This is a genomic window from Pontimicrobium sp. MEBiC01747, from assembly GCF_053601635.1.
Genome location: NZ_JBSHNS010000403.1, coordinates 1 through 688 on the forward strand (window position 1 = coordinate 1; position 688 = coordinate 688).

Consider the following 688-nt stretch of genomic DNA (forward strand, 5'->3'; position numbering starts at 1 on the left):
GCGATTAATATGGATGAAAGAGATTTTGGTATTGGAGCACAAATATTACACGATTTAAATATTCATAAACTAAAATTAGTGTCGAACTCGCAACAGAGTAAGCGTGTGGGAATGATTGGTTATGGTTTAGAAATTGTAGAATATGTAACCTATTAAAACATTTTAGTTTAAAAATAAAAAGAAAGCCTTTACATTAATTGTAAAGGCTTTTTTATGTAATAAATATTAACTTTTTTAAATAGACGCTTTTATAATCTCTACCATTTTAGCAGCTCTTGCATTAACTTCCTCTTCGGTCCAAGATAGTTTTATTAATGCCGAAATGTTGCGCCCAATGTAATGATCGGATTGTGTAAAGGTTTTATTAGAAAATTCTTCTAATCCTTTTTTAATATCTGCACTCATTGGATATAGCGATTTTGCATTTTTTAAATGCTCCCATCTACGCACATAATGCCAATTATTATCGTAATAATGAAAACAAACATCTACGCCTTGCTCCTTAAAGCCATTTGATGCTTTTCTTGCCGATTCTAAATCTGGTAAAAAGAAGTTTAAAAACGCATAGCTCTCCTCTCCTCCTTCTGGTACAGTTCTAAACGTCACTTCTGGTATTTGCGATAACGCGTCTCGTAAAATGGTATAGTTTTGTTTTTGTACAGCTAAAAACTCTGGTAAACGTTTTATT

The 688-nt window shown here is 31.8% G+C and carries 1 protein-coding gene and 1 pseudogene; one reads left to right on the plus strand and one right to left on the minus strand.

Going from position 1 to position 688, the window contains the following annotated elements:
* Nucleotides 1-156: GTP cyclohydrolase II (locus ACVC2P_RS12955; RefSeq protein ID WP_452598885.1), on the plus strand; the 156-nt coding region annotated here is incomplete at its 5' end.
* 78 nt (nucleotides 157-234) lie between these two features.
* Here ACVC2P_RS12955 and ACVC2P_RS12960 read toward each other — a convergent pair.
* Nucleotides 235-688: pseudogene (locus tag ACVC2P_RS12960) on the minus strand (L-glutamine--2-deoxy-scyllo-inosose aminotransferase KanB); the annotation flags it as partial.